General features: G+C 75.0%; 22 protein-coding genes. 6 read left to right on the top strand and 16 right to left on the bottom strand.

Annotation, left to right across the window (positions count from 1 at the left end; translation table 11 throughout):
• The first annotated feature begins 18 nt into the window (after window positions 1–18).
• The gene (locus tag AC6JBM_RS30255; RefSeq protein WP_497977437.1) at window positions 19–1,545 is read left to right on the top strand and encodes a hypothetical protein; all 1,527 of its coding nucleotides are present in this window, start codon (window positions 19–21) and stop codon (window positions 1,543–1,545) included.
• A 126-nt stretch (window positions 1,546–1,671) separates the two neighbouring features.
• Window positions 1,672–2,733: a hypothetical protein gene (locus tag AC6JBM_RS30250; protein ID WP_497977436.1), complete on the top strand. Its 1,062-nt coding sequence runs from the start codon at window positions 1,672–1,674 to the stop codon at window positions 2,731–2,733.
• A 147-nt stretch (window positions 2,734–2,880) separates the two neighbouring features.
• On the opposite strand, the gene AC6JBM_RS30245 is transcribed toward AC6JBM_RS30250, so the two are convergent.
• From AC6JBM_RS30245 to AC6JBM_RS30200, 10 genes are all read right to left on the bottom strand, one after another.
• Window positions 2,881–3,288, bottom strand: coding sequence for a hypothetical protein (locus AC6JBM_RS30245; protein WP_497977435.1), 408 nt, complete (start codon window positions 3,286–3,288; stop codon window positions 2,881–2,883).
• Between the two features lie 231 nt (window positions 3,289–3,519).
• Window positions 3,520–4,701 carry a hypothetical protein gene (locus AC6JBM_RS30240; RefSeq protein WP_497977434.1) on the bottom strand — a complete coding sequence of 394 codons (1,182 nt, stop codon included), beginning with the start codon at window positions 4,699–4,701 and terminating at the stop codon, window positions 3,520–3,522.
• 42 nt (window positions 4,702–4,743) lie between these two features.
• Window positions 4,744–6,159: a glycine hydroxymethyltransferase gene (locus AC6JBM_RS30235; protein ID WP_497977433.1), complete on the bottom strand. Its 1,416-nt coding sequence runs from the start codon at window positions 6,157–6,159 to the stop codon at window positions 4,744–4,746.
• A 66-nt stretch (window positions 6,160–6,225) separates the two neighbouring features.
• Complete coding sequence (locus tag AC6JBM_RS30230; RefSeq protein ID WP_497977432.1) at window positions 6,226–7,698, bottom strand: arabinofuranosidase catalytic domain-containing protein; 1,473 nt, start codon at window positions 7,696–7,698, stop codon at window positions 6,226–6,228.
• Window positions 7,699–7,903: 205 nt separating this feature from the next.
• A complete protein-coding gene (locus tag AC6JBM_RS30225) occupies window positions 7,904–8,749 on the bottom strand; it encodes a MerR family transcriptional regulator (protein ID WP_497977431.1) in 846 nt (281 codons plus the stop codon).
• 33 nt (window positions 8,750–8,782) lie between these two features.
• On the bottom strand, window positions 8,783–9,541 hold the full coding sequence (locus tag AC6JBM_RS30220) for an endonuclease/exonuclease/phosphatase family protein (RefSeq protein ID WP_497977430.1): 759 nt from the start codon (window positions 9,539–9,541) through the stop codon (window positions 8,783–8,785).
• A 63-nt stretch (window positions 9,542–9,604) separates the two neighbouring features.
• Window positions 9,605–10,051 (bottom strand): group II truncated hemoglobin, encoded by a 447-nt coding sequence (locus AC6JBM_RS30215; protein WP_497977429.1) that lies wholly within the window; start codon window positions 10,049–10,051, stop codon window positions 9,605–9,607.
• Between the two features lie 55 nt (window positions 10,052–10,106).
• Window positions 10,107–11,042, bottom strand: coding sequence for a LysR family transcriptional regulator (locus AC6JBM_RS30210; protein ID WP_497977428.1), 936 nt, complete (start codon window positions 11,040–11,042; stop codon window positions 10,107–10,109).
• 32 nt (window positions 11,043–11,074) lie between these two features.
• Window positions 11,075–12,451, bottom strand: a complete 1,377-nt coding sequence (locus tag AC6JBM_RS30205; protein WP_497977427.1) for an FAD-binding oxidoreductase — start codon at window positions 12,449–12,451, stop codon at window positions 11,075–11,077.
• Window positions 12,448–13,245, bottom strand: coding sequence for an alpha/beta fold hydrolase (locus tag AC6JBM_RS30200; protein WP_497977426.1), 798 nt, complete (start codon window positions 13,243–13,245; stop codon window positions 12,448–12,450). Before AC6JBM_RS30200 ends, AC6JBM_RS30205 begins: the two co-directional genes overlap by 4 nt.
• Window positions 13,246–13,293: 48 nt before the next feature.
• On the opposite strand from AC6JBM_RS30200, the gene AC6JBM_RS30195 reads away from it, so the two are divergent.
• Complete coding sequence (locus tag AC6JBM_RS30195) at window positions 13,294–14,931, top strand: DUF6461 domain-containing protein (protein ID WP_497977425.1); 1,638 nt, start codon at window positions 13,294–13,296, stop codon at window positions 14,929–14,931.
• Here the strand turns inward: AC6JBM_RS30195 and AC6JBM_RS30190 are convergent.
• The 6 genes from AC6JBM_RS30190 to AC6JBM_RS30165 form a co-directional block, all read right to left on the bottom strand.
• Window positions 14,928–15,695, bottom strand: a complete 768-nt coding sequence (locus AC6JBM_RS30190) for an SDR family oxidoreductase (RefSeq protein ID WP_497977424.1) — start codon at window positions 15,693–15,695, stop codon at window positions 14,928–14,930. The genes AC6JBM_RS30195 and AC6JBM_RS30190 overlap by 4 nt on opposite strands.
• Window positions 15,692–16,750, bottom strand: coding sequence for a pyridoxal-phosphate dependent enzyme (locus AC6JBM_RS30185; RefSeq protein ID WP_497977423.1), 1,059 nt, complete (start codon window positions 16,748–16,750; stop codon window positions 15,692–15,694). Before AC6JBM_RS30185 ends, AC6JBM_RS30190 begins: the two co-directional genes overlap by 4 nt.
• Entirely contained in the window at window positions 16,747–18,192 is a 1,446-nt protein-coding gene (locus AC6JBM_RS30180) for a M81 family metallopeptidase (RefSeq protein ID WP_497977422.1), read from the bottom strand. Before AC6JBM_RS30180 ends, AC6JBM_RS30185 begins: the two co-directional genes overlap by 4 nt.
• Complete coding sequence (locus AC6JBM_RS30175; RefSeq protein ID WP_497977421.1) at window positions 18,189–19,451, bottom strand: aspartate aminotransferase family protein; 1,263 nt, start codon at window positions 19,449–19,451, stop codon at window positions 18,189–18,191. The genes AC6JBM_RS30180 and AC6JBM_RS30175 overlap by 4 nt, the downstream gene beginning before the upstream one ends.
• Window positions 19,448–19,828 (bottom strand): RidA family protein, encoded by a 381-nt coding sequence (locus AC6JBM_RS30170; protein WP_350609367.1) that lies wholly within the window; start codon window positions 19,826–19,828, stop codon window positions 19,448–19,450. Before AC6JBM_RS30170 ends, AC6JBM_RS30175 begins: the two co-directional genes overlap by 4 nt.
• A gap of 192 nt (window positions 19,829–20,020) precedes the next feature.
• Window positions 20,021–20,812 (bottom strand): IclR family transcriptional regulator, encoded by a 792-nt coding sequence (locus AC6JBM_RS30165; protein ID WP_497977420.1) that lies wholly within the window; start codon window positions 20,810–20,812, stop codon window positions 20,021–20,023.
• A 166-nt stretch (window positions 20,813–20,978) separates the two neighbouring features.
• Here AC6JBM_RS30165 and AC6JBM_RS30160 point away from each other — a divergent pair, with 166 nt between their 5' ends.
• Genes AC6JBM_RS30160 through AC6JBM_RS30150 form a run of 3 tightly spaced genes read left to right on the top strand, consistent with a single transcriptional unit; the run spans window position 20,979 to window position 23,373 of the window.
• Entirely contained in the window at window positions 20,979–21,884 is a 906-nt protein-coding gene (locus AC6JBM_RS30160; RefSeq protein WP_497977419.1) for a dihydrodipicolinate synthase family protein, read from the top strand.
• Window positions 21,881–22,633: an MBL fold metallo-hydrolase gene (locus AC6JBM_RS30155; protein ID WP_497977418.1), complete on the top strand. Its 753-nt coding sequence runs from the start codon at window positions 21,881–21,883 to the stop codon at window positions 22,631–22,633. Before AC6JBM_RS30160 ends, AC6JBM_RS30155 begins: the two co-directional genes overlap by 4 nt.
• On the top strand, window positions 22,630–23,373 hold the full coding sequence (locus tag AC6JBM_RS30150) for an SDR family NAD(P)-dependent oxidoreductase (RefSeq protein WP_497977417.1): 744 nt from the start codon (window positions 22,630–22,632) through the stop codon (window positions 23,371–23,373). The genes AC6JBM_RS30155 and AC6JBM_RS30150 overlap by 4 nt, the downstream gene beginning before the upstream one ends.
• Window positions 23,374–23,382 lie beyond the last annotated feature (9 nt).

Here is a 23,382-nt window from a genome sequence, read left to right as displayed (position 1 = left end):
GGGCGGTAGCATGCCGCCGTGACGACCGAAGCCGCCCTCGCCGAGCCGGTTCCGGCCGGGCCCGGCCCGGCGCCGAAACGGTGCACCGGCGACCGGCGGGCGCTGAGCGGGCTGCTCGCGCTCTGTGCCGTGCCGATGACGATCTCGGCTCTCGTCCATCGGTACACCCGCATCCCCGACGGCGACGAGCCGCACTATCTGGTCATCAACGAGTCGCTGCGGCGGTACGGGTCGATCCACGTCAAGCGCGTCTACGACAACTGGGAGTTCAAGGCGTTCCACCCCGGCCCGCTCGACGCGCACCTGGCCGCCGCGCCGCACCAGACGCTGCCGTGGCACGGGATCGGCGGGCCGCTGCTGTGGCACGTGCCGTACGTGCTCGGCGGCCGCCTCGGCGTGCTGCTGTTCATGGTCGCGGTATCGCTGCTGACCGTCGCGAACGTCTTCTGGCTCGTGCGCGGGCTCGGCCTCGGGCGGCCGGTCGCGTTCCTCACCGGCCTGGGCATCGGGCTCGGCTCGACCGTGCTGACCTACACCGCCAAGGCCTTCGTGGAGCCGCTGGCGGCGCTGGCGGTGCTGTACGGATTCCGCGTCCTGACCAAGGAAACCCTGCGCGTCCGCGATCTCGCGCTCGCCTCGGCCGCGCTGGGCACGCTGCCCTGGGTGCACAGCCGCTTCATACCGCTGGAGGTGCCGCTGGTGCTCCTGCTGGCCTGGCGAATCCGCCGCGACGGCGCCCGGCACCGGCTCGCGCTCCTGGCACCGCTGGGCGCGCTGACCGCGGGCCTGTTCACCTACCTGTGGCTCGTCTGGCACAGCCTGAACCCGTCGATCAACCAGGCCGGCGACACGTCGCTGCTCTTCGGGGCCGACCCGGCCACCAACCTCGTCGGCGTGCTGCTGGACCAGGAGCACGGCGTGCTGTTCTCCTACCCGATTTTCCTCTTCGCGCTCCCGGGCCTGATCCTCGGCTGCGCGGGCGAGCACCGCGGGCTGCACCTGCGCCTGCTCGCCGTCATCGGCCCGTACTGCCTCGTTCTCCTGACCTCCCCGGGCTGGTGGGGCGGCTGGGCCCCACCGGCGCGCCTGTGGGCCGCGGTGCTGCCCATGTTCGCCTTCCCGATCGCGTACGCCCTGCAGCGCGCCGCCCACTGGACGACCACGACCTGGGCGGCCGTGTGCGTGCTCATCAGCGTCGGCCTGGACACGCTGTGCCGCTTCAGCCCGAGCAACGGCTTCTCCGCGGACTTCGGCTACCTGGTGCCGCTGCGGGTGCTCGACGACTGGACGGGCTGGTCGCTCACCGCGCTCCTCCCGGCCTGGCAGACCCGCAACGCGGCACCGTGGCCCTTCGCGTGGTGGGGCCTGGCCACGCTCGCCTTCACCGCGGCCCTCGTCATCGCCGCCCGCCGGCACCGGCACCCCGGGTCCTCGGCCGGCGCCGCCCCTGGCCCAGGCCTCGTAGCGCCCGTCGACACCCTGGGCCTGCAGCCGGCGTCCGGCGAGGCGGCCGACGGCGCGTACGTTTCGCACGCGGGTTCCTGACCGGAAGGGGAACACCGGGCGCGGCCGCACTCGCCTATCCTTCGGCGGACCGACCTCATACCCCCTCCGAGGACTCCCGTGAAGCTGTTACCCCGGCGCCGAACCGCGGCGCGAATCCTCCGTACCTTGGCCGCGCTGATCCTCGCCGTGCTCGGCAACGCCCTGTTCGCAAGCCGCGCCGCGGCGGCGGACGGCGTCGACCTGCACCCTGTCGTCACGAGCGTGACGTTCGGTCCGGGCAGCGCCGTGGAAGTCAAGCCCATGCAGCTCACGAATGCGGGGCCGGTGAAGGCGACCGGCGTCGTGCTCACCATCGACCTGGTGACCGAGTCCGGCCCGGCGCCCCTGCGCTTCGTCGCGGACCGCGGCGGCTGCAGTTACACCGGTGACACGCACGTCGCCTGTCCCATGCCCGACGTGCCGGCCGGCGCCACGATCGACGCGCCACAGCACGAGCTGTACATCCTGGCGCTGGAAACGCACCCAGTGCCCGGACCCCCGAACCCGGCGCCTATGCCGGCGCACCTCAAGGTCAGTCTCTCCGCTGCCGAGCCGGAGCTGAACCCCGCCGACAACACCGTCGACTCGCCGAGGATTCTGCGGACCGTGACGGTCGGAGCCATGGACTGGTTCGTGTCGGCTCAGCCGGTCGACGGCAAGGTCGGCGACGTGGTCCAGGTGCCGGTCAGCGTCCAGAACAGGGGCCCGGGCGGCTACCCGATGGGCCAGATCGTCACCCATGTCGTACTGCCGGAGGGCGCCACCTTCTGGGACAAGAATCCGGACGGGTGCGCCGACGCGCCGTCCGGCCGGGAGCGAGTGTGCGCGTCGCCGGTCTACAACGAACAGCCTGACGAGCACCCGTCCACGTTCTACATCCGGGTCAAGATCGTGAGCCCGATCGTGACGGACGGCGAGATACACATCGGGAGCATGGGCGGTGACCTCAAGCCCGCCGACAGCACCTCGAAGATCGTGATCAACGTCGAAGGGGTTGTACGGCCCACGCCCACGCCCACGCCGTCGGCCTCGGCTTCGCCGGGCGCCTCGGCCGCACCGGGCCTGGCGGTCACCGGCGACCGGACCGCGCTCGTCGTCGTCATCGGCGCGGCCGTGCTCACCGCCGGCGTGGCACTCGTGCTCCTCGGCCGGCGGCGCCGCGTACGCCTCGAGACGCCGCGCGACTGATGATCATGGTGGTCCCGCCCACCGCGGCGGGACCACCACACCACCTCAGGACCGGGTGGGCGGTGTCCCGACGATGCTCGCGAGCGGCCCGGCGAGGGCGTCGACGTCCACGATGCGGGGCTCGAACGGGTCGGCGCTGGTTGCGACTCAGGCGAGGCCTGCCGCGGCCCGCCACGAGGAGCGCTCAGCGGGCAGGCGAAGCCGCGAAAACGTCCGGTCCCAGGCCTGGGCGTCGTGCGATGCGAGGTAGCGGTGCTGCGGTGACAGCGCCCGGAAAATCGCGCTGCCTGGCGGGATCGTGCCGGGCGACCGCCGCGGCGAGCCGGCGCTGCGCGGGCGTGGCCGTGGACCGCGAGGGCAGGCCATCCGGGAAGACCACGCGCAGCGCAGGTACGGCTCGCACAGCGCGCCCGGCTTCGGGTACGCCTCGCCGACGTCGGGCAGGAACTCGGTCATCGCCGGCTTCAGGTCGATGACCGGGGTGCCCGAGACCGCGTCGAGGCCCACCACCGTCAGCTCGCGGCCGTGGACGGACTCGACGGCGCAGCAGGTCACGCCGATGCGGTTCGGCCTGCGGGGCCCCGGCCCGCGAAGATGCCGACCGGCGGGGCTTCCACCCGGACAGCGAGCTGCGCGAGCTGTCCGCCGAGGTCATCTGGAGCGCCCTGCACGGCATGGCCGTCCTGTCCGAAGGCGGCCGCATCCCGCCCGGCGGGCAGGCGGAACGAGTCGGCTTCCTCATCACCCGGTTCGCCGACGTCCGGTAGCCCGGTCGTCGCGCACGCGTCAGCGGTGGTGCGCCGGCGGCGCGGCGGGCTCCTCCCAGGGGACCGGGGCGTCGCACGGGGCCGGGCGGCCCGCTCGGCGCGCCGCGGCGCGCAGGCGGTTGCGGGACGTGTCCCACGGGGGCAGGCGGGCGGTGTACGCGCGCAGGCGGGAGCCGTCCGGATCGGTGGCGTCGTAGCGCTGCCACTGGGCGGTCAGGAACAGGAAGGCCGGGAGGTCGCGGCGGTCCTTCGGGGTGTGACCGGCCGCCGTCACGATCCGGGTCGCGTCCGGGTCGCCGTGGATCGCGAGGGTGCACAGGTACTCGCGGGCCTGGGCCTTCGCCTGGTGCAGGGCCTCCGTCGCGGCGGTGCGGGCCGCGGCGGGGGCGTGCTCGTCCAGGTGCAGCAGGACGTCGACGGTCCGCCGGGCGCGGTCGGGGCGGGCGAAGGCGGTGGCGTGGCAGTACGCGTACAACCGGCGCCCTTGCGGGTCGAATGCCGTGAAGTCCTGCCACTGCCGGGTCGCCAGGAGGAAGAAGGCGGCCTCGTCGGGGTGTTCGGGGCGCAGGCCGGTGGTGACGACGGCGGCGAGGGCGGCCGGGTCCTCGTCCAGGGCCCGCTCGCACAGGGCCTCGCGCGCCGGGCCGGGCGGGAGCGACTCCAGGACGCCGTCGCACGCGGCGCGAACGGCCGGCGGCCACGGGTGCAGCAGGGTGTCCACCAGGCGCTGCGGGTCCACGTCGTGCGGGCGGCCGGCGAGGACGAGCAGCACCGTCCGGTCGGGCGGCCCCTCGGCGGCGGCGCGGGCCGCGTGCGGGTTGGCCAGGGCCAGGCCGAAGTCCAGCGTGTCGGCGCCGTGGCGCAGGAGCGCCTCGACGAGGGCCGGGTCGTCGGTCTCGCGCAGGAAGGCGGCCAGCTCGGGGCGCGTGACGAGCTCGCCCGCGGCCGGGGCGGCGGCGACCGACAGGCCGGTCAGCAGCCGGGCGGGCGCGGTGTCGTCGGGGGCCAGCAGGAAGTCGAGCGCGGCGGGCGGCACCGGGGACTCGGCCCAGATGGCGTGCCAGACCGGCTCCGGGTCCGCGCGCCACAGGTCCGCCAGCGCGGCCGTCGCCGCCGCGGCCCGCCGGCGGCGCGGGGACGCCATGAGCCGCAGGAGGTCCGGCGCCGAACCGGCGGCCGTTCGCGGCACCATCCCGAACATGGGTAGATGGTGCCGCAAACGGCCGGTTCAGCGCAGGCCCGTTCAGCCCAGGTCGACGCTCGGGTAGAGCGGGAACGGGGCCAGCAGCTCCGTGGCCTGCTTGCTCACGCGGTCGGCGAGGGCGGGGTCGAGCTGGTACTTGGCCTTGGAGCCCTCGGCGGGGGAGGTGCCGGCGAGGACGGTGTGGATGAGCTCGGCGATCTGGTCCATCTCGGCGACCCCGAGGCCCCGGCTGGTCAGCGCCGGGGTGCCGACGCGGATGCCCGAGGTGTACCAGGCGCCGTTCGGGTCGCTCGGGATCGCGTTGCGGTTGGTGACCACGCCGGAGTCGAGCAGGGCCTGCTCGGCCTGGCGGCCGGTGAGCCCGAACGGGTGGACGTCGATGAGCACGAGGTGGTTCTCGGTGCCGCCCGAGACCAGCTGCACGCCCCGGGAGAGCAGCCCCTCGGCCAGCGCGTGGGCATTGTCGACGATCTGCTGCGCGTAGGCGGCGAAGGAAGGCTGGCGGGCCTCGGCGAACGCGATCGCCTTGGCGGCCATGACGTGCGACAGGGGACCGCCGAGGACCATCGGGCAGCCGCGGTCGACCTGGTCGGCGAGCTCGGGCTGGGCCAGCACGGCGCCGCCGCGGGGGCCGCGGAGGCTCTTGTGCGTGGTCGTGGTGACGATGTGGGCGTGCGGCACCGGGTTGAAGTCGCCGGTGAAGACCTTCCCGGCGACGAGGCCGGCGAAGTGGGCCATGTCGACCATGAGGGTGGCGCCGACCTCGTCGGCGATCTCGCGGAGGGTGGCGAAGTTGACCTTCCGCGGGTAGGCGGAGTAGCCCCCGACGATCACGAGCGGCTTGAACTCGCGGGCGGTCTCGCGCAGGGCGGCGTAGTCGATCAGGCCGGTGGCCGGGTCGACGCCGTAGCTGCGCTGGTCGAACATCTTGCCGGAGATGTTCGGCCGGAAGCCGTGGGTGAGGTGGCCGCCGGCGTCCAGCGACATGCCGAGCATGCGCTGGTTGCCGAACGCGGCCCGAAGCTCCGCCCACTCGGCGTCGGTGAGGTCGTTGACCTGCCGCTTGCCGAACTTCGCCAGGTAGGGCACCTCGACGCGGTCGGCGAGGATGGCCCAGTAGGCGACCAGGTTCGCGTCGATGCCCGAGTGCGGCTGGACGTAGGCGTAGGGGGCGTCGAAGAGCGCCTTGGCGTGCTCGACGGCGACGGCCTCGACCGTGTCGACGTTCTGGCAGCCGGCGTAGAACCGGCGGCCGATGGTGCCCTCCGCGTACTTGTCGGAGAGCCAGTTGCCCATCGCGAGCAGGACCGCGGGCGAGGCGTAGTTCTCGCTCGCGATCAGCTTCAGCGACTCGCGCTGGTCGGTGAGCTCCTTCGCGATCGCATCGGCGATCCGCGGCTCAACGGCGCGGACGGCCTCCAACGCGGCACGGAATGCAGTCGACTCGGCGTTCAAGAAAACTCCAATAAGCGGGGCACCGGGGCGGTCAGCTCCATCGTACCGACCGCCCCGGATCAGGTATTACGAGGAGAAGGACCAGAGCTGGCAGGTGTTGTTCAGCCACATCCACATCTGGACCTTGGTGCCGTTGGCGGTGCCGCAGTTCTGGTCGTCGAGCACCATGCCGCTGTTCTCGACCACGAGCTCGTAGCGGCCGTTGCCCGCCGGGATGACGGCCCACTGCTGGCACGTGTTGCCCAGCGACTGCCACAGGTTCGTGGCGGTGCCCAGGGCCAGGCCGCAGTTGACCGCGTCCAGGACCTTGTTGGCGTTCACGTTCGTGATGGTCCACTTGTTCGGGCCGACGTTGGTGAAGCGCCACTGCTGGCAGGAGTTGCTCAGGTTCTGCCACATCTGGATGCCGGTGCCGTTGGCCGTGCCGCAGTTGACCGCGTCGAGGAGCTTGCCGCTGGCCAGGTTCGTCAGGCGGTACGCCGCGCCGTTCACCGGGAACGTGACGCTCTTGCTGTAGCCGACGGAGACGATGTTCGACTGCACCGAGCTCTCGGTCGCGTCGGACGGGTACCCGCTGGTCATGACGCCCTCGAAGAAGGAGCCGACGGACCCGTTGCTGTTGTCGCCGCCGATGCCGAGGATGATCGCGCCCTGCTTCGTCATCGGCATGTAGCCGGACTGGGTCGGCAGGGAGCCGTTGTAGCGGGTGGCGAGGCCGCCGGACTGGGCGTTGCCGTCCTTGATGGCGTACGTCGTCGTGCCGTTGTTCTTGAGCATGGCGGTCACGAACGCGCTGTTGCGGCCGGTGTTCGCGGTCCAGGAGCCGTTGCCGCCGGCGAACAGCCCGTTCTCGAGGTCGGCGGCGACCCGCGGCCCGGCCGAGCACGGCGAGAACCAGCACAGGTTGCCGAAGTAGATCGCGTCCATGTCGCCGTTGCCGGTGTCGTTGTTGTTCGTCTCGGCGTTGCCGTAGTCGAAGCAGCACCGGTCGTTGACGTGCGTGCCCTCGGTGACCATGTAGAGGCCCTCGGGCTGGCTGCCGGTGGCCACGCCGTTGGTGGTGTTGTTGCGGTAGCCGTTGCCGGCCGAGATGTAGACGCCGTAGACCTTGTGGCCGCCCGCGGACACGGGCAGGGCCGCGGCGTTCGCGCCCTGGTCGGCGGTGGGGTTCGCGCCGCCACCGGGGGCGATAGTCAGGTCGTTGTGCCGCGAGGTCTGGTCGTAGATGCGCACGATGGTGCAGTACGTGCCGGAGCAGAACGAGTCCTGGGCCGCCGCGTTCGCGTAGCCGCCGGCGCTGAGCACGCCGATGTTGGACGTCGCGCCGTCCGACCAGCGCCGCACCTGGTAGAGCGAGCCGTTGTACGAGCCGAACAGCGCTCGCGTGGTGCTGTGCGCGGCGACGCAGGGCGTGCCGCCGCCGGCGTAGATGTCACACGGCAGCGTGCCGGCCGCCTCGGCGGTGCCGGGCAGGGCGACGAGCGCCGCGATGCCGAGCACCGCCGTGGCGGCGCCGGTGAGGAGCCTTTGCAGGCGCATGGGGAAGCCTTTCGGGGTGTGGGGAGCGTTGCGGGGGTTGTTAACGCTCACATCGCGCTCCGGACCGTGGCGGCGGCCGAGCGAGCGCGCCCACGAGTGTTACCGCTAACATTGATGGTGTCAAGTACGTGCGCCGGCCGTGCGCGAGGGACCCACCACCGGCGGCGGGTCCCTGATCACCACCTAGGTCACCACCCAGCGGCGGCTACTCGATCGGCTGGGCGATGTCGCAGCACAGGTCGTCGGGGCCGGCGGCCATGAAGTCGGCGAAGTAGACCTCGCGCGGGGAGCCGAGCGGGACCTCACCCTCCCGCTCGGTCCACGCCTGCACGGCGTCGTAGGCGGAGAGGATCTGCGGGAAGGCGACCTGGGCCTTGGTGATGCGGGTGTACGCCTCCCGGTGCGCGGGCTCGACCCGCGTCGCGGCCTCGACCGGGCCGTCGCCGGGCGCGATGGGCAGGCAGATCTCGACCGGCCCGTCGGACTCCTCGTTCACCGCGCCGTGGTAGATGATGAAGCACGGCCCCGCCATGCCGTCGCCGTGACCGGCGGCCGCCTTCAGCAGCCGCCCGATGCCCTCGTCGATCCATGCCGGCAGCTCCTGCACGCGCACGTGCCGCTGCTCCGTCAGGACCAGCTGCTCGGGCACGTCCCGCACCTGGATGTCGTACATCGAGAGATCCCCTTCCTCGCCGAGTAACCGGATACGCAGGTGGTTCACGAGCTCGCGCCGGGCCGCGGCCCGGTACTCCTCATCGGTCCAGAAGGCGTCGAGGAGCGCGACGGCCTGGGCCGGGTTCCGGGCCGGGTTCCGGGCTGAATCCGCCGCCACGATCGCGGTGATGCGCGCCAGCGGCATGTCGAGCCGGCGCAGGCGGGCCACCAGCCGGGCGGTGCCGAGCTGCCCGGGGCGGTACCAGCGATACCCCGTCCGCTCGTCGACCAGCGCCGGCACCAGGAGGCCCTGCTGCTCGTACAGCCGCAACGCGCGCGGCGAGAGCCAGCTGCGCCGCGCGAAGACCCCGATGCTCAGCAGGTCGCTCGTGTCCACCCCGAAACCATGCGCCTTGACCCCGGGTGAAGGTCAAACACGCAGGTCCGCCGCCACCCCGTAGTGGTCGGAGAGGTACACCGAGCGGCCGTCCGGCAGCGTGACCGCGTCGTCGGTGAGGACCAGCTCGCAGGAGGCGGTGACCGGGCCGCGCAGCAGCACGTGGTCGAACGCGGGCGGGTCGGGCCACTGCGGCGTGGGCCGGTAGGTCGGGCGCTCGTCGCCGGCCATGGCGTCGCGGAGCCCGGCCTCGGCGCAGAACCGGGCGAGGGTTTCGGCGTCGCGGGGCAGGTTCAGGTCGCCGGTGACCACGGCCGGTACCGATGCCGGGATCGCGGCCAGGGCGGCGGTGAGCGCCGCCAGCTCCGCGCGGGCTACGGCGCTGAAGCGGTTTTGCGGCGACCAGTCGTCGTCGCGGTTGGCCGACAGGTGCGTGTTGACCACCGCGAACGGCCCGGCCGCGGTGTGCAGGAGCGCGACCTGGGCACCCTTGCGCATCAGCAGCTCCGGGCGCAGCGGGCGGGTGAGCGGATAGCGCACGAACCGCCGCTCGGCGATGGGCCGGCGCGACAGCAGCACCAGCCCGCCCTTGACGAGGGTTCCGCCGGTGTACTGCCGGTGCGGGAACGACCCCGCCAGCCGCGCGAGCAGTCGCGCCATGCCGGGCGCCATGACCTCCTGGAGGCACACGACGTCGTAGTCCGAGCGCTCCAGCAGCGCCCCGATGGCCTCCATGCGGGGCCGCACGTCGCCCTTGAACAGCGCGTTGAAGGTGAGCAGCCGCAGTTCCACGTCACGACCCGTCGCGTTGGGCAAGGTTGACGGGCCCACGCTAGCGGCCGCGGGCGAACACCGTCAGCCGGGCCAGCGCCACCGGGGGACCTCGCGCAGCGGGTGCAGCTCGTCGTCCGTCGTGGCGTGCGAGTTCTGCGCCGCGACCCGCGAGCCGAACTCCACGTGCGTGCGCAGCGCCTCCCGGAACGGCTCGTCGTCCGGCAGCCCGGCCTCGTCGGCGGCGCGCAGGTACAGCTCGACGAAGCGGGCCCGCTGGGCCTCGGTGATGCGCAGGCCGCGATGGGCGGCGATCAGGGCGTCGAAGCCCATGGTGCGGCTGAAGGTGTCGGGGCCGCCGAACGACTCGGCGTCGAAGTCGGTGAGGTGGGTGACGTGCTGCGGGCGGCCCGCGCCGAACAGCGGGCCGAGCACCGGGTCGGCCAGCACGCTCGCGTAGAACACCGTGACGAACCGGTGCAGCGCGGGGTGACCGCCGGCGTGCTCGTACAACGTCTCGCGCTCGGGCATGCCCCCAGCTCAGCACCGCCGGGCCGGGGCCGTCCAACACCCGTTGCCGCCGCGGCTACCACCATCGGTTGTGGGCCCGGGCCGGCAGCCAGCCGTCGCCGGGTTCCCAGCGGCCGGCGGCGGCCAGGAACGCGAGCAGGGCGTCGCGGCCCGGGTGCGCCGGGGCGTCGGCGGCGACCACCGCGTACCACGGGAACAGCGGCACCGGGCGCAGCGGCACCAGCCGCACCCCGTCCCCGGCCGGCACGCCCCAGCCGGGGTCGTAGAGGCTGACGTCGCCGGGCCGCGCCGCGATGCCCGACACGAGCACGTCCACGCCGAGGTTGACGCCGTCGGTGCGGACCGGCACGCCGAGCGCCGCGGCGTACTCGGTGACGAACGCGGCCAGCTCCGGGCTGCTCGCCTCGAACGGCATCCAGAGCCCGCCGCCGAGGTCGGCCGCGTCGAGCACGGCGTGGCCGCCCAGCGGGCCGGCCGCGTTGACCAGCGCCATCAGCGGCGTCAGGGTGACCGGCCGCGCCCGCAGCCCGTCCGGCAGCCCGCCGGGCAGGCTGGCCACGTTGCCCAGCGCCACGTCCAGCTCGCGGCGGCGCACGGCCGCGAGCGCCTGCACGAGATGGCGCCGCATGCTCAGCTCGACGGCGGCGTCCGGATGCCGGTCGGTGAACCGGCGCACCAGGCGCAGCGGCTCGTGGGCGTGGCCCCAGACGTCGACGCGCAGCGGGCCGGCCGCGGCGCCCCGGGCCGCGCGCAGGGCGGCGTCCGCGGCGTCCAGGAGCCGCTGGGCCGCGGGCAGGAAGCGCCGCCCGGCCTCGGTCGGCCGCACCCCGTCGGGCAGGCGGACGAGCAGCGGCCCGAGCCGCTCCTCGAGGCGGCGGATGCGCTTGGACAGCGCCTGCTGCGAGAGGAACAGCTCGACGGCCGCGCCGCTCATGCTGCCGTGCCGGGCGGCGGCGACGAACGCCCGCACCTGCGCCAGATCGAGGTCCATGCCATCGGCAACCTACCGCAGCGGCGCGGCGGCTACGGCAGCCCCACGACCTTGCCGGGATTGAAGAGGTTCAACGGGTCCAGGGTGCGCTTCACGGCCTCCTGCATCGCCAGCACCGCGGGCGCGAGCTCCTGGCGCATCCCGCCGCGCTTGAGCAGCCCGACGCCGTGCTCGCCGGTGACCGTACCGCCGAGCGAGATCGCCGCCGAGAGCATCTCCTCGAACGCCGCCTGGGCCGCGGCCCGCGCCGCGTCGTCGCCGATCGGGGCCAGGATCAGCGGGTGCAGGTTGCCGTCGCCGGCGTGCGCGATCGTGGCGATCGTGGTGCCGTGCCGGGCCGCGATCTCCTCGATCGACGTCAGCATCAGCGGCACCCGCGACCGCGGCACGCACACGTCCTCGGTGAGCACCGGCCCGAGCCGCTCCAGCGCCGGATAGGCCAGCCGCCGCGCCGAGAACAGCGCCTCCGCCTCGAACTCGTCCGTCGACTGCTCCGCCCACTGCGCCCCGGCGTCGCGGAACACCCCCGCGACCGCCGCGGCCTCCTCGTCGCCGGCCCGCCCCGGCGTGTCGAGCTGGGCGAGCAGCAGCGCCGCCGCGTCGGCCGCGATGCCGAGGTGCTTCCACTCCTCGACGGCCCGCAGGCACGTGCGGTCCAGCAGCTCCAGCGCGGCCGGGAGCAGCCCCGCCCGCGTGACGGCCGCGACCGCCGCGCCCGCGGCGACGACCGAGTCGAACGCGCCGACCACGGTGCGCGGCGCCTCCCGGCGGGCCGGGCGCAGGCGCAGGGTGACCTCGGTGATGACGCCGAAGGTGCCCTCGGAGCCGGTGAAGAGCCCGGCGAGGTCGTACCCGCTGACGCCCTTGGTCGTGCGCCGCCCGAGCCGCACGACGCTGCCGTAGTCCCCGGCCGGCCCGCCGACGACGGCCTCCAGCCCCAGCACGTAGTCGCGGGTGACGCCGTACTTGAGGCAGCACAGCCCGCCCGCGTTGGTCGACACGTTCCCGCCGATCGTGGACCACGGGGCGCTGGCGGGGTCGGGCGGGTACCACAGCCCGTGCTCGGCCACGGCCCGCTTCAGGTCGTCGTTGACCACGCCCGGCTGCACGACCGCGACCATGTTCTCCGCGTCGATCTCCACGACGCGGTTCATCTTCGACAGGTCCAGGATCAGCCCGCCGTCGACCGCGTTGGCCCCGCCGGACAGGCCGGTCCCGGCGCCGCGGGGCACGATCGGCACCCCGCGCTCGGCGCACGCGGCGACGATCCGGCTCACCTCGGCGGTGCTGCGGGGCCGGACGGCGGCGACCGCCTTCCCCGCGGGCGCCCACTCGGCGTCGTCCCGCGAGAGGCTGGCGAGCACGTCCGGGTCCTCGATCACGTCGAGGCCGCCGAGCAGGTCTTTCATCCCAGGAACTCCAAGATCGCGGCGTTGGTGGCGTCGGGCTGGTCGAGGTTGGCCGCGTGCCCGCAGTCCGACAGCGTCACGACCGACGCGAGGGGGTTGGCGGCCGCGGCGGCGGTCGCGTGCTCGCAGGGCCAGAGCTGGCTGTCACGGCCCGCGATGAACAGGCTCGGGACCTCCATGCGCGCGATGACGTCGCGCCAGTCCTGCTCGGTGTGGCTCTGCAGCAGCGCCCGGCGCTCGGGCGTGCGCGGGTCGGCGAACGCGGGCAGGCCCCCGAGCGCCTCGGCGACCTTCGCGATCCCGGCGGTGCGGGGCTCGCGCAGGCCGCGCCCGGTGTCGGGGATCCCGGCGTCGAAGAACGTGCCCACGTTCGCCTTCGTGAGGCCGTAGAAGCCGTGCTCCCAGCCGTCGCCGTTGACCATCCGGGGCGTCTGGTCGATCGTCACCACGGCGCCGACGCGGTCGCGGCCGAAGAGGTCGTAGCAGGCCCAGATCGCGCTCGCGCCCTGCGACCCGCCGACGAGCACGGCGTCGTCGAGGCCGAGCGTGACCAGCAGCTCGTGCAGGTCGGCGCCGTGGCGGGACAGGCGCTGGCCGTGCGCGGGGGACTCCGAGCGGCCGTGCGAGCGGCGGTCGAAGCCGATGGTGCGCAACCCGGCCGCGGCCAGGGCGCGCCGCTGCAGCTCCCAGCTCTGCAGGGGCGCGCAGAATCCGGCGACGAGCACCACCGGCCGCCCGGTCCCCTCGTCCTCGTAGTGCAGGCGGACGCCGTCGGTGGTGGTGAAAGTCGGCATAATCCCGAATCTACAGACGTTCGGCGCGAAGCGATCGGGGAGCGAACGATGGACGATCTTGCGGCTCTGGCCGTGCGCACGATGCCCGCGCTCATGCGGCGCGTGCCGCTCACGCCCGCCCGCGTGCTCGGGCGCCTCAACGCGCCCGTGGAGGAGCCGGCACGCCCCTGGACGCGCGCGCCGGAGCCGGCCGTGGACGCGCTGACGGCGGAGCGGCTGCTCGGGGCCCTGGAGCGGTTCGTCGCCCGGCAGGACTGGGGCGTCGAGGAGGACCTGCTGACGGGCGTCGAGCGGCCACCGGCCGGGCACCGGTACGCCTTCGTCAGCGCCGGCGGGCACGAGAGCGAGGCGTTCGCGGCCGCCCGCCTGCTCGACGGGCTGCGCAAGGGCACCGCCGGGCGCGTCGCCGCGCTGGTCCGCGGGCTCGCGACCCATCCGGGCGTCGCGCCGTTGCTGGCGGTCGACGGCGGCGACGAGGCCGCGATCGCCGCCGCGCACGGGGCGGCCCACCTCGCGCTGGCCGTCGCCGTCGCGGGCGCGGTCGTGCACCAGGTGGAGCCGCCGGCGCTCGTCGACCCGGCCGCCGCCACCGTCGGGCTCGGCCTCGGCGCCGCGTCCGCGCTGCTGCGCGACGCGCCCCTGCCCGCGGCCTACGCCGGGGCGCTGCTGGCCAAGATTCGCCAGGAGTACCTGCTGCCCCGCCACATGTCCGGCTCGGTCCAGGTCGAGGCGCACCGGTTCGGCCTGGCCGAGGGCGACCCGCCGGATCTCGCGGACTTTTCCGCCACCGGCCTCGTCAGCGGCGGCGACGGCGGCGCGGTCGTGCGCACCGGGAGCGCGCAGGGCCACGTGCGCGTCGAGCTGGCCGTCCTGGCCGGGCCCCCGGCGGGGGTCGAGGACGACTGGGAGGAGGCCGCGGAGGTCAGCTGGCGCGCCCTCGAGGGCCGGGCGGCGCTCGGGCACCTGGGCCGGCAAACGCCGCCGTGGCCCGGGGACTACCGGCTGCGCGTCTACGCCTGCGGGCGCGACGAGGCCGAGGCCGGCTTCGAACGCTACAAGCTCGTCGTCTGGGCCGCGCCCGCCGCGCCCCCGCTCGTCCTGCGGCGCACCGACCGGCTCGGCCACCGGCTGCGCGGCGAGCCCGAGCCGCGGCGGGCGCCGCGCCCCGAGCACGCCTACCGGTGGCTGCACCGCAGCGAGCTGGAGGTGGCCGCGACCGTCACGATCGTCACCGGCGCGACGCTCGCCGAGGTGGTGCGCGCGTTCGGCGCCGACCCGGACCGGCCCGAGCCGATCGCGCAGGACGCCACGGACCACCTCATGGCCCTCGACGCCGGCGCGGCCGTGCTCGTCGTGGAGAACAACGGCTACCTCGGCTCGCGCCGCGGCGTGCTGGAGGCCGCGTCGGCCGGCGGCCGGGCGGCGAGCATGTACTGGAACGTCAACGCGGTCACCCGCCTCTCCTTCGCCGAGCGCGGCCGGCTCATCGCGCAGCACGAGCCGTGGGGCCGCGAGACGTGGCCGCAGGAGCTGGCCGCGGTGCTCGACGGCATCGACTTCGCCTCGTCCGGGGAGCGCCCCGGCAAGGGCCTCGCCGCGGTGGAGCGGTTCACCGGCCGGGGCATCACCGCCGGGGACCTCGCCGCGATGCGGGCCACCGGCGTCGGCTATCGCGTCCATGGCTAGTGGGCGGTGAAGCCGCCGTCGACCGGCAGCGTCACGCCCGTGATGTAGGCGCCGGCGTCGGAGACGAGCAGCAGCAGGGCCCCGGCCACGTCCTGCTCCCGGGCGAGGCGGCCCAGGGGCGTGCGGGCCTCGTACCGCCGCACGAACGACGCCGGCTGCGTGCCGTCGGCGAGCCCGCCCGGCGCCAGGCAGTTGACCCGGATGCCGTGCGGGCCCAGCTGGCACGCCAGGTGGCGGGTCAGCCCGGCCATGCCCGCCTTGTCGTAGGCGTAGAACAGCGGCATGGTCATCGCGGTGCCCTCGTACAGGCCGAAGTCGGGCCCGGTGATGCCGTAGATCGAGCCGATGTTCAGGATCGCGCCGCCCGAGCCGCGCTCGACCATCCGCCGGGCCACGGCCTGGGTCGCGAGGAACAGGCCGCGGGAGTTCGCGGCCGAGGTCGCGTCCCAGTCGGCGGCGGTGGTGCCGAAGAGGTCGCCGCCCTGCCGGTGCACGGCGTTGTTCACGAGGACGTCCGCGTCGACGCCGCCGAGGCCGGCGATCGACTCCGGGTCGGTGAGGTCGAGCGCCAGGCCGGAGGCGGCGAGCCCGTCGGCCCGCAGCGCCGCGGCGGCCGCGTCGGCCCGGTCCCGGTCGCGCGAGGTGACCACGACGTGCGCGCCGGCCTCGGCCAGGGTGCGGGCGATCGGGGTGCCGTAGAGGCCGGTGCCCCCGGTGACGACCGCCGTGCGCCCGGCGAGCGAGAAGATGTCCAGGACGCTCATGCGAGCAGCTCCTCCAGATCGGCGCCGTGCGGCAGCGGGCCGGGGCCGGCCAGCGACGACAGGGCGTGCACGTCCTTCCAGCCGGCGCCGGTGGCGACGAGCACGACCCGCGCCCCGGCGGGCAGGCGGCCCGCGTCGGCGTCGGCGAGGAGCCCGGCGAGGGCGGTGGCCCCGGCCGGCTCGACCGACACGCCGAGGCGGACCAGGCGCGCGTGGGCGGCCGCGACCCGCTCGTCGGTGACCTCGGTGAGGTGCCCGCCGGAGCCGGCGACGGCGGCCGGCACGTCGTCGTCGAAGAGGGTGGCGACCTGCAGGCCGGAGATGCCGGTGGTGCTCGGCTCGGTCAGGACGCCGGGGCCGCCGGCGAGGGCGTCGCGGACCGTCGGGCAGCCGCTGGGCTGGACGGCGACCAGCCGCGGCACCGCGCCGCCGAGGTCGCGGTAGCCGCGCCACACGGACGCGTAGAGGCCGCCCCCGCCGATCGGCGCGTAGACGTGCGTGGCGTCCGGCGCCTGCTCGGCCAGCTCGTAGGCGATGGTCCGGGCGCCGTACATGATCTCCGGGGCGTACCGGCCGCCGGTCAGCAGCGCCAGCCAGCCGTGGCGCCCGGCGGCGGCCCGCACCTCCTCCGCCACCCGGAGCGTGGTGCGGGGGTCGTGGCCGAGGCCGTCGGTGAGGTGCACCCGCGCCCCGGCGGACCGGATCTGCACCAGCTTCTCGGGCGGGGCGGTGGCCAGCGCGAGCAGGATCACCGGGCGGCCGGCCCGGGCCCCGTAGGCGGCCGCGGCCGCGCCCCCGTTGCCCGACGAGGTGCCGACGACGCCGCGCAGCGACCGCTCCCGCACCAGCGACAGGGCGACGGCGGCGATGCGGTCCTTGAACGAGCCGGTCGGGTTCAGGTGCTCGGCCTTCACGTGCACCGTGACGCCGGCCGGCAGGCCGAGCGCGTCGGTGACGTCGAGCAGCGGGGTGCCGCCCTCGCCGAGGCTCACCGCGTGGCGCGGGTCGCTCAGGGGCAGCCGGTCGGCGAAGCGCCAGATGCCGGGCGGGGTCACGCGACGACCCGGGCCGGGACGGTGGTGCGCGGCAGCGTGGTCACGTCGACCGGGCAGACGCCGGGCGTGGCGACCTCGATCGCGTGGGCCGCGTCGGGGAAGGCCGAGCGCCACGCGACCGCGCCCTTGGCGACGATGACCGCCACGGTGGCCGGGTCGATGCCGACCGACGTGAGGTGCTCGCGGTGGAACGGCGGGGTCGCGCGCTCGGTGACGACGATCCGCAGCCCGGCGGTGCGCAGCACGACCGTCGTGCCCATCTGGAACGTCTGACCGGTCATCCACGAGCCGGCCGTCGTGTAGGCGCCGTCGGTGACGCCGACGATCTCCGCGGTCAGCTCCACGGGGCTGCCGTGCCGGGCGTCCGCCTTCGCCCCCAGCGCCGCGGTGATCGTCCCGCCCGGGCCGATCCCGGCCGCGGCGCGCGCGACCTCGGCGTCGGCGATCACGACCACCGCGTCCGGGGCGCCCTGGGCGAGCAGCTCGGCCAGCAGGGCCGTGCCGTCGCCGGGGCTCCCGCCGCCGATGTTGTCGGCCACGTCGGCGAGCACGACCGGTCCCGGCGTCGCGAGCGCCTCGCGCACGGCGGCCCCGGCATCGGGGCGCTCCACGGCGAAGTCCTGCGCCTCGACGTCGGCGACCGTCTCGTTGGCGACCCGGGCGGCCGCGTCGGCGAGGTGCGCGTCGGCGACGACGAGCACCCCGATGCCGGCCCGCTCCACGTCGCTGTACGCGAACCCGGGCGTCAGCGAGACCCGGGCGCACCCGGCCGCCGCGGCCCGCGCGCGGGCGCGTTCGAGCAGCCCCCGCATCGGCTCGGCGTCGGTGGACTGGGCGAGCGGGCAGGTGAGCAGCGGCGCCTTGGCCAGGGTCGTGCGCAGCGCCCGGCCGCCCAGGACCTCGGCCAGCAGGGCGGCCGCCTCCCGCCCGCGCTCCCACATGTCGACGTGCGGGTACGTGTCGTAGGCGAGCACGACGTCGCAGGCGCCGACGAACTCGGGGGAGGGGTTGGCGTGCAGGTCGAGCACGGCGGCGACGGGCACGGCGCCGACGATCGCGCGGACGCGCCGCAGCAGCAGCGCCTCCACGTCCGGCGTGCCCTCGGCGACCATCGCCCCGTGCAGGTTCAGCAGCACCCCGGCGAAGGGCGCGTCGGCGACGTCGGCGGCGAGCGCGGCGGTGAGCCGGTCCAGCAGCGTGGTGAGGGTCGCGGCCGGGGCGGGGCCGCTGGGCCAGGCGCCGGCGGAGTACACCGGCACCGGGTCGAGCTCGGTCGCGGCCAGGAAGCCGCTGATGACGGAGCGGTCGCCGTGGTGGTGGCGGCGCACGTCCTCGCCGTCGACGAGCTCGAAGGCCTCGAACGCGGCCAGGTCGGCCGGGTTGGGGCCGTACGTGTTGGTCTCGTGCCACAGCCCCAGCACCGCGACCCGGGGCGGGGTCATCCGGCCTCGCTCCGCAGGGCGCGCTCGAACCGGCTCAGGGCGTCGGCCAGCTCCTGCTCGCCGTGGGCGGCGGAGACGTACCAGATGCCGCGCCCGGCGACCCAGATCCCGTGCTCGGCGAGGACCCGGCCGAAGCGGGTGTACCGCGCCAGGTCCAGCGACTGCAGCGAGGCGTGGTCGACCACGGTCGTGTCCGGCCGGTCCCCGGCCCGGAAGGACACGTGGAACGCGGCCGGGAGCCCCTGCACGTGCAGCGGCACGCCGTGACGCTCGCCGATCGCGCGCAGCCCGGTCATGAGCGCGGTGCCGTGCTCCTCGACGGTGACGTACGGGGTGCCTTGCCCCAGCACGTCCATGGTCGCCGACACCGCGGCCGAGGCCATGACGGAGGCGTTGAACGTGCCCGAGTGGTTGACCCGGCCGTCGCCGAGCAGCTCCAGCAGCTCCCGGCGCCCGGCGATGGCCGCGACCGGCCAGCCGCCGGCCACCGCCTTGCCGTAGATGGCGAGGTCCGGGGTGACGCCGAAGCGCTGGGCGGCGCCGCCGAACGCGAGCCGGAAGCCGGTGACGACCTCGTCGAAGATGAGCACGGCGCCGTGCTCGGTGCACAGCTCCCGCAGGCGTTCGAGGAAGCCGGGCCGCGGCGCGATCGCCCCGCTGTTGCACATCATCGGCTCGAGGATGACCGCGGCGATCTCGCCCGGGTGCGCCTCGAACCTCGCCCGCAGCGCCTCGGCGTCGTTGAACGGGGTGACGATCCAGTCGGCGAGATACTGCGGGGGCTGGCCGAGCGAGCCGGGGCCGGACCCGTCCGGGCCGTGCGCCATGAGCACCGTGTCGAGCCAGCCGTGGTACTGCCCGGCGAACCCGATCACCTTCCGGCGCCCGGTCGCGGCGCGGGCCAGCCGCAGCGCGCCCTGCACCGCCTCGGTGCCGGAGACGCCGAGGCGCGCCATGTCGGCCCAGCCCACGGCGGCGAGCAGCTTCTCGACCGCCTCGACCTCCAGGGCGTGCTGGGCGCCGTAGACCATGCCGCGCGTGACGGCCTCGGCCACGGCCGCGTTGACCTCGGGGTGCGCGTGGCCCAGGAACGCGGGTCCCTGGCCGAGCAGGTAGTCGACGTACTCCTTGCCGTCGACGTCCCACAGCCGCGGGCCGCGGCCGCGCGCGAAGAAGGTCTGGGCGGTGGGGAGCCGGACGTTGGAGTTCACGCCGCCGGGCAGGATCGCCGCGGCGCGCTTGACGAGGTCGGCGCTCATCGCGCGTCCTCGCCGGCGGGCGGGATCCACAGCACGGCGTCGACCTCGATGTCGAAGCCGGGCAGGGCGACGGGGACGGTGGTGCGGGCCGGCAGCGGGGCGCTGAGGCGCTCGGCGCAGATCGCGTTCCACTCGGCGAAATGGTCCAGGGTGCTCAGGAAGCAGCCGAGCCGCACGGTGTGGGCGAGGCTGGTGCCGGCGGCCTCGGCGAGGGCCGCGATGTGGTCGAGGACGGTGCCGGCCTGGTCGCGGAAGGCGGGGCCGGCCATGGACCCGTCGGGCCGGAACGGCCCCTGTCCGGAGACGAACAGCAGGTCGCCCACGCGCACCGCGGGGCTGTAGGGCCCGGCCACGGGACCGATGGCGGGACTTGTCACGGGCGTTGGGTACCGCACGAACACCACCGTTTCACTAGCTGCAATTGATGTTCCGTTTCGACACCCTGCCGCCCCGCCCCGCCTCCCGTCAACCCCTCAGCCCGCGAAAGATGATCTCGTCTCCCGTGTCCCGCCTGGCGCTTCGCGGCTCGCCGCCGCGTGCGGCCACCCCGGCGCGCGGCCGGCCCGGCGTCAGCGGGGCACGGCCCGGGCCGCGTCGGCCAGGGCGGTCATCTGCTTCTTGAGCAGGTGCGCGATGCGCTGGGCGTCCTCCGAGGCGAACCGCGACGCGGGCGCGCTGAGGCTCAGCGCCGCCGGCACCGCGAGGCCGTCGACCGGCACCGCGACGCAGCGGCCGTCGGGCTGGTTCTCGCAGTCGTCGAGGCCCCAGCCCCGCTCCGCGGTGAGCTTGACCTCGTTGAGGAACACGTCGATCGACGTGATCGTGTCGGCGGTGAACACGGGCATGCCGGTCTGCTCCAGGATGGCGCGCAGCCGGGCCTCCGGGATCTGCCCGGCCATCACCTTGCCGGTCGCCGTCGAGTGCAGGCAGGCCCGCTCGCCCCGGCTGGCCGCCAGGCGCACCCGCCGCTCGCTCTCGACCACCTCGACGTGCACGACCTCGATGCCGTCGAGCACCGCGAAGTTCATCGTCTCCTCGAACCGGTCCCGCAGCTTGACCAGGGGCGGCAGGACCGCGTCGCGCAGGGCGGCGAGGTAGTCGAAGCGCTGCGGCCGGAACGCCAGGCCGAGCCGGTAGCCGCCGTCGTCGAGGTCGCGCTCGACGTAGCTGCGGGCCTCCAGCGCGGAGAGGTACCGCAGCGTGGAGCTCTTCGGCAGCGACACCGCCTCCGCCAGTGCGGCCAGTGACATCCCCGTCTCCGGCTGTTGCTGCAGGGCGTCGAGCAGGTCGCACACCCGGTCGACGGCGCGGATCGAGTACGCCGCCCCGCCGCCCTGGCCTGCGGCGTCGTCGTCTTGCATGGATTGCCTCCCCTGTTGACGGTCCGCTCATTGTGCGCTGCCCATCGTGTACCAAGCCTGTTTCGAGCATTGACATGATCCACGCGGACGACTAGAAGGTATACCACGTGCTAGAACGACAGTTTCATTCTCGTCGCTATATTGCCGGCGCCGAAGGGAGCCACCAGTGCCCGAGGTCGTCCCGCCCCTGATCACTCCGCTCACGGCCGCCGGTGCGCCGGACCTGCCGTCCCTGGACCGGCTCGTCCGCCACGTGGTCGCCGAGGGCGCCGACGGCGTGCTCGTGCTCGGCTCCACCGGCGAGGGCGGCCACCTGCTGCCGGCCGAGCAGGAGGCCGTCGTGGCCACCGCCGCCGCGACGGGCCACGAGATCATGGCCGGTGTCCCCGCGCTCAACACCCGCCAGGCCGCGGAGCTGGCCGCGCGGTTCGCCGCCGCGGGCGCGCACACCCTGCTGGTCCCGCCGCCCTCGATGTTCCCCCTCGCCCCGGTCGAGCTGGCGGCCCACTTCGCCACCGTGGCCGAGGCGGGCGGACGCCCGGTGATCGCCTACCACGTGCCCTCGCGCGTGCCGAGCCCCGTCGGCCCGGCGCTGCTGGCGGACCTGGTCGCGAAGGGTGTCCTGGCCGGGGTCAAGGACAGCTCGGGCGACCTCGGCGGCCATCGGGCGGCGGTCCTCGCGGTCGGCCGCGACGCGCCCGGCGTCCGGCTGCTCACCGGCTCCGAGACCTGCATCGACGCCGCGCTCCAGCTCGGCTTCACCGGCGCCGTGCCCGGCCTGGCGAACGTGTTCACCGCCCTGCACCGGGCGCTGGCCGACGCCGCCGGGCGGGGCGAGTGGGCCGAGGCGCGCCGGGTGCAGGACCGGCTGGCGTACCTGCACCGCATCTACGAGGGCCCGCACGGCGAGGCCTCCTTCACCGCCGGCGCGATCGGGGCGCTCAAGGCGGCCCTGGTCGAGCTCGGCGTGATCGAGACCGCGACCCTGAGCGCCCCCTTCGTCCAGGTGGGCGCGGAGGCGGCCGGGCACGTCCGCGCCGTGCTGCGCGAGGCCCGCGAGGAACCGCGGTGACCTGGCCGGCTCCGGTCCGGCTCACGCCGCGGGTCACCCTCGTCGGCAGCGGCACCCTCGGCTTCGGGCTCACCGACGCGCACGACTCGCACGTGTACCTCCTCGACGGCGGCACCGACGCGGTGCTGGTCGACGCCGGCTGCGGGCTGGCCGCCGACCGCATCGCGGCGAACGTGCGGGCCGTGCTGGGCGCGCGGCCGGTGTCGCGCATCCTGCTCACCCACGCCCATGCCGACCACGCCGGCGGGGCCGCCGGACTGGCCCGGCTGCTCGGCGCGACCGTGCACGCGCTCGCCCCGGCCGCGGCCATCGTCGCGGCCGCCGACGAGGACGCGTCCGGCCTGCGCACCGCCCGGCGGGCCGGCGTCTACCCGCCGGACCTGCACCCGCCCGCGGTCCCCGTCCATCCGCTGGACGCGCCGCGGATGTCCGTCGGTGCGCTCACGCTCGAGGTGCACCCGACGCCCGGGCACGCCGCCGGCCACACCTGCTTCTCCTACCGCGACGCGGGCGTGCGGGCACTGTTCAGCGGCGACCTCGTGTTCGCCCGGGGCCGGGTCGCGGTCCTGGCCACGCCCGACACGGACCTGGGCGAGCTCGCCGCGAGCCTGCGGGCCGTGCGGGACCTCGCCCCGGACGTGCTCCTGCCCGGCCACGGCGCCCCGGTGCTGCGCGATGCCCGCACGCACCTGGACACGGCGGTCGGGCACCTCGATCGCGGCGCGCTGCCGCCGGGGCTGCTGCCGTGACCGCCCTGGCCGGCAAGGTCGCGGTCGTCACGGGCGGGGCGACGGGCATCGGGGCCGGGATCGTCGCGCGGCTCGCCGACGACGGGGCCGAGGTCGTGCTCGGTGCCATCGACGAGGCCGAGGCGCGACGGGCCGCGACCGGGCTGGCGGCCGACGGGCGCACGATCCATCCGGCCGGGGCCGACCTCGCCACGGCGCAAGGGTGCCGGGCGCTCATCGACGCGGCGCTGCGGTACCGGGGCCGGATCGACATCCTCGTCAACAACGCCGGGATCACCGGCCCCGCGGCCTCCGCGCGGTTCGAGGACTACGGCGACGACCGGCTCGACGCCGTGATCGACGTGAACCTCAAGGCGCCCTTCCGGTGTGCCCGTGACGCGGTACCGCACATGCCCCCCGGCTCCGTGATCGTCAACATCACCAGCGTGGCGGCGTACGCCGCGCAGACGGACGCCTCCGCGTACGTCGCCGCGAAGGCGGGCCTGGCCGGGCTCACCCGCGCGCTGGGCTTCGAGCTGGCCGCGCGCGGCATCCGGGCCGTGCACGTCGCGCCCGGCGACATCGTGGTGCGCCCCGGCGGCCCGGCCCCCGGCGACGGCCCGTTCGACCGGCGCACCCCGCTCGGGCGCCGCGGCGACCCGGCCGACATCGCCGCGGCCGTCGCCTGGCTGTGCACCCCGGAGGCGTCCTACGTCACCGGCACCGGGCTGGTCGTCGACGGCGGCTGGACGGCGTACTGACATGCGGAG

It is taken from the genome of Dactylosporangium thailandense (assembly GCF_059739745.1).
The sequence above is the reverse complement of the archived record's forward strand: the minus strand, read 5'-3'. Positions and strand labels throughout refer to the sequence as shown.

Excerpts from the sequence above, each read along its gene's own strand:
- AC6JBM_RS30190 (WP_497977424.1), bottom strand. The coding sequence starts at position 15,695 with ATGAGCGTCCTGGACATCTTCTCGCTCGCCGGGCGCACGGCGGTCGTC.
- AC6JBM_RS30205 (WP_497977427.1), bottom strand. The coding sequence starts at position 12,451 with ATGAAAGACCTGCTCGGCGGCCTCGACGTGATCGAGGACCCGGACGTG.
- AC6JBM_RS30215 (WP_497977429.1), bottom strand. The coding sequence starts at position 10,051 with ATGCCCGAGCGCGAGACGTTGTACGAGCACGCCGGCGGTCACCCCGCG.
- AC6JBM_RS30165 (WP_497977420.1), bottom strand. The coding sequence starts at position 20,812 with ATGCAAGACGACGACGCCGCAGGCCAGGGCGGCGGGGCGGCGTACTCG.
- AC6JBM_RS30175 (WP_497977421.1), bottom strand. The coding sequence starts at position 19,451 with ATGAGCGCCGACCTCGTCAAGCGCGCCGCGGCGATCCTGCCCGGCGGC.
- AC6JBM_RS30210 (WP_497977428.1), bottom strand. The coding sequence starts at position 11,042 with ATGGACCTCGATCTGGCGCAGGTGCGGGCGTTCGTCGCCGCCGCCCGG.
- AC6JBM_RS30230 (WP_497977432.1), bottom strand. The coding sequence starts at position 7,698 with ATGCGCCTGCAAAGGCTCCTCACCGGCGCCGCCACGGCGGTGCTCGGC.
- AC6JBM_RS30195 (WP_497977425.1), top strand. The coding sequence starts at position 13,294 with ATGGACGATCTTGCGGCTCTGGCCGTGCGCACGATGCCCGCGCTCATG.
- AC6JBM_RS30240 (WP_497977434.1), bottom strand. The coding sequence starts at position 4,701 with ATGTTCGGGATGGTGCCGCGAACGGCCGCCGGTTCGGCGCCGGACCTC.
- AC6JBM_RS30200 (WP_497977426.1), bottom strand. The coding sequence starts at position 13,245 with ATGCCGACTTTCACCACCACCGACGGCGTCCGCCTGCACTACGAGGAC.
- AC6JBM_RS30180 (WP_497977422.1), bottom strand. The coding sequence starts at position 18,192 with ATGACCCCGCCCCGGGTCGCGGTGCTGGGGCTGTGGCACGAGACCAAC.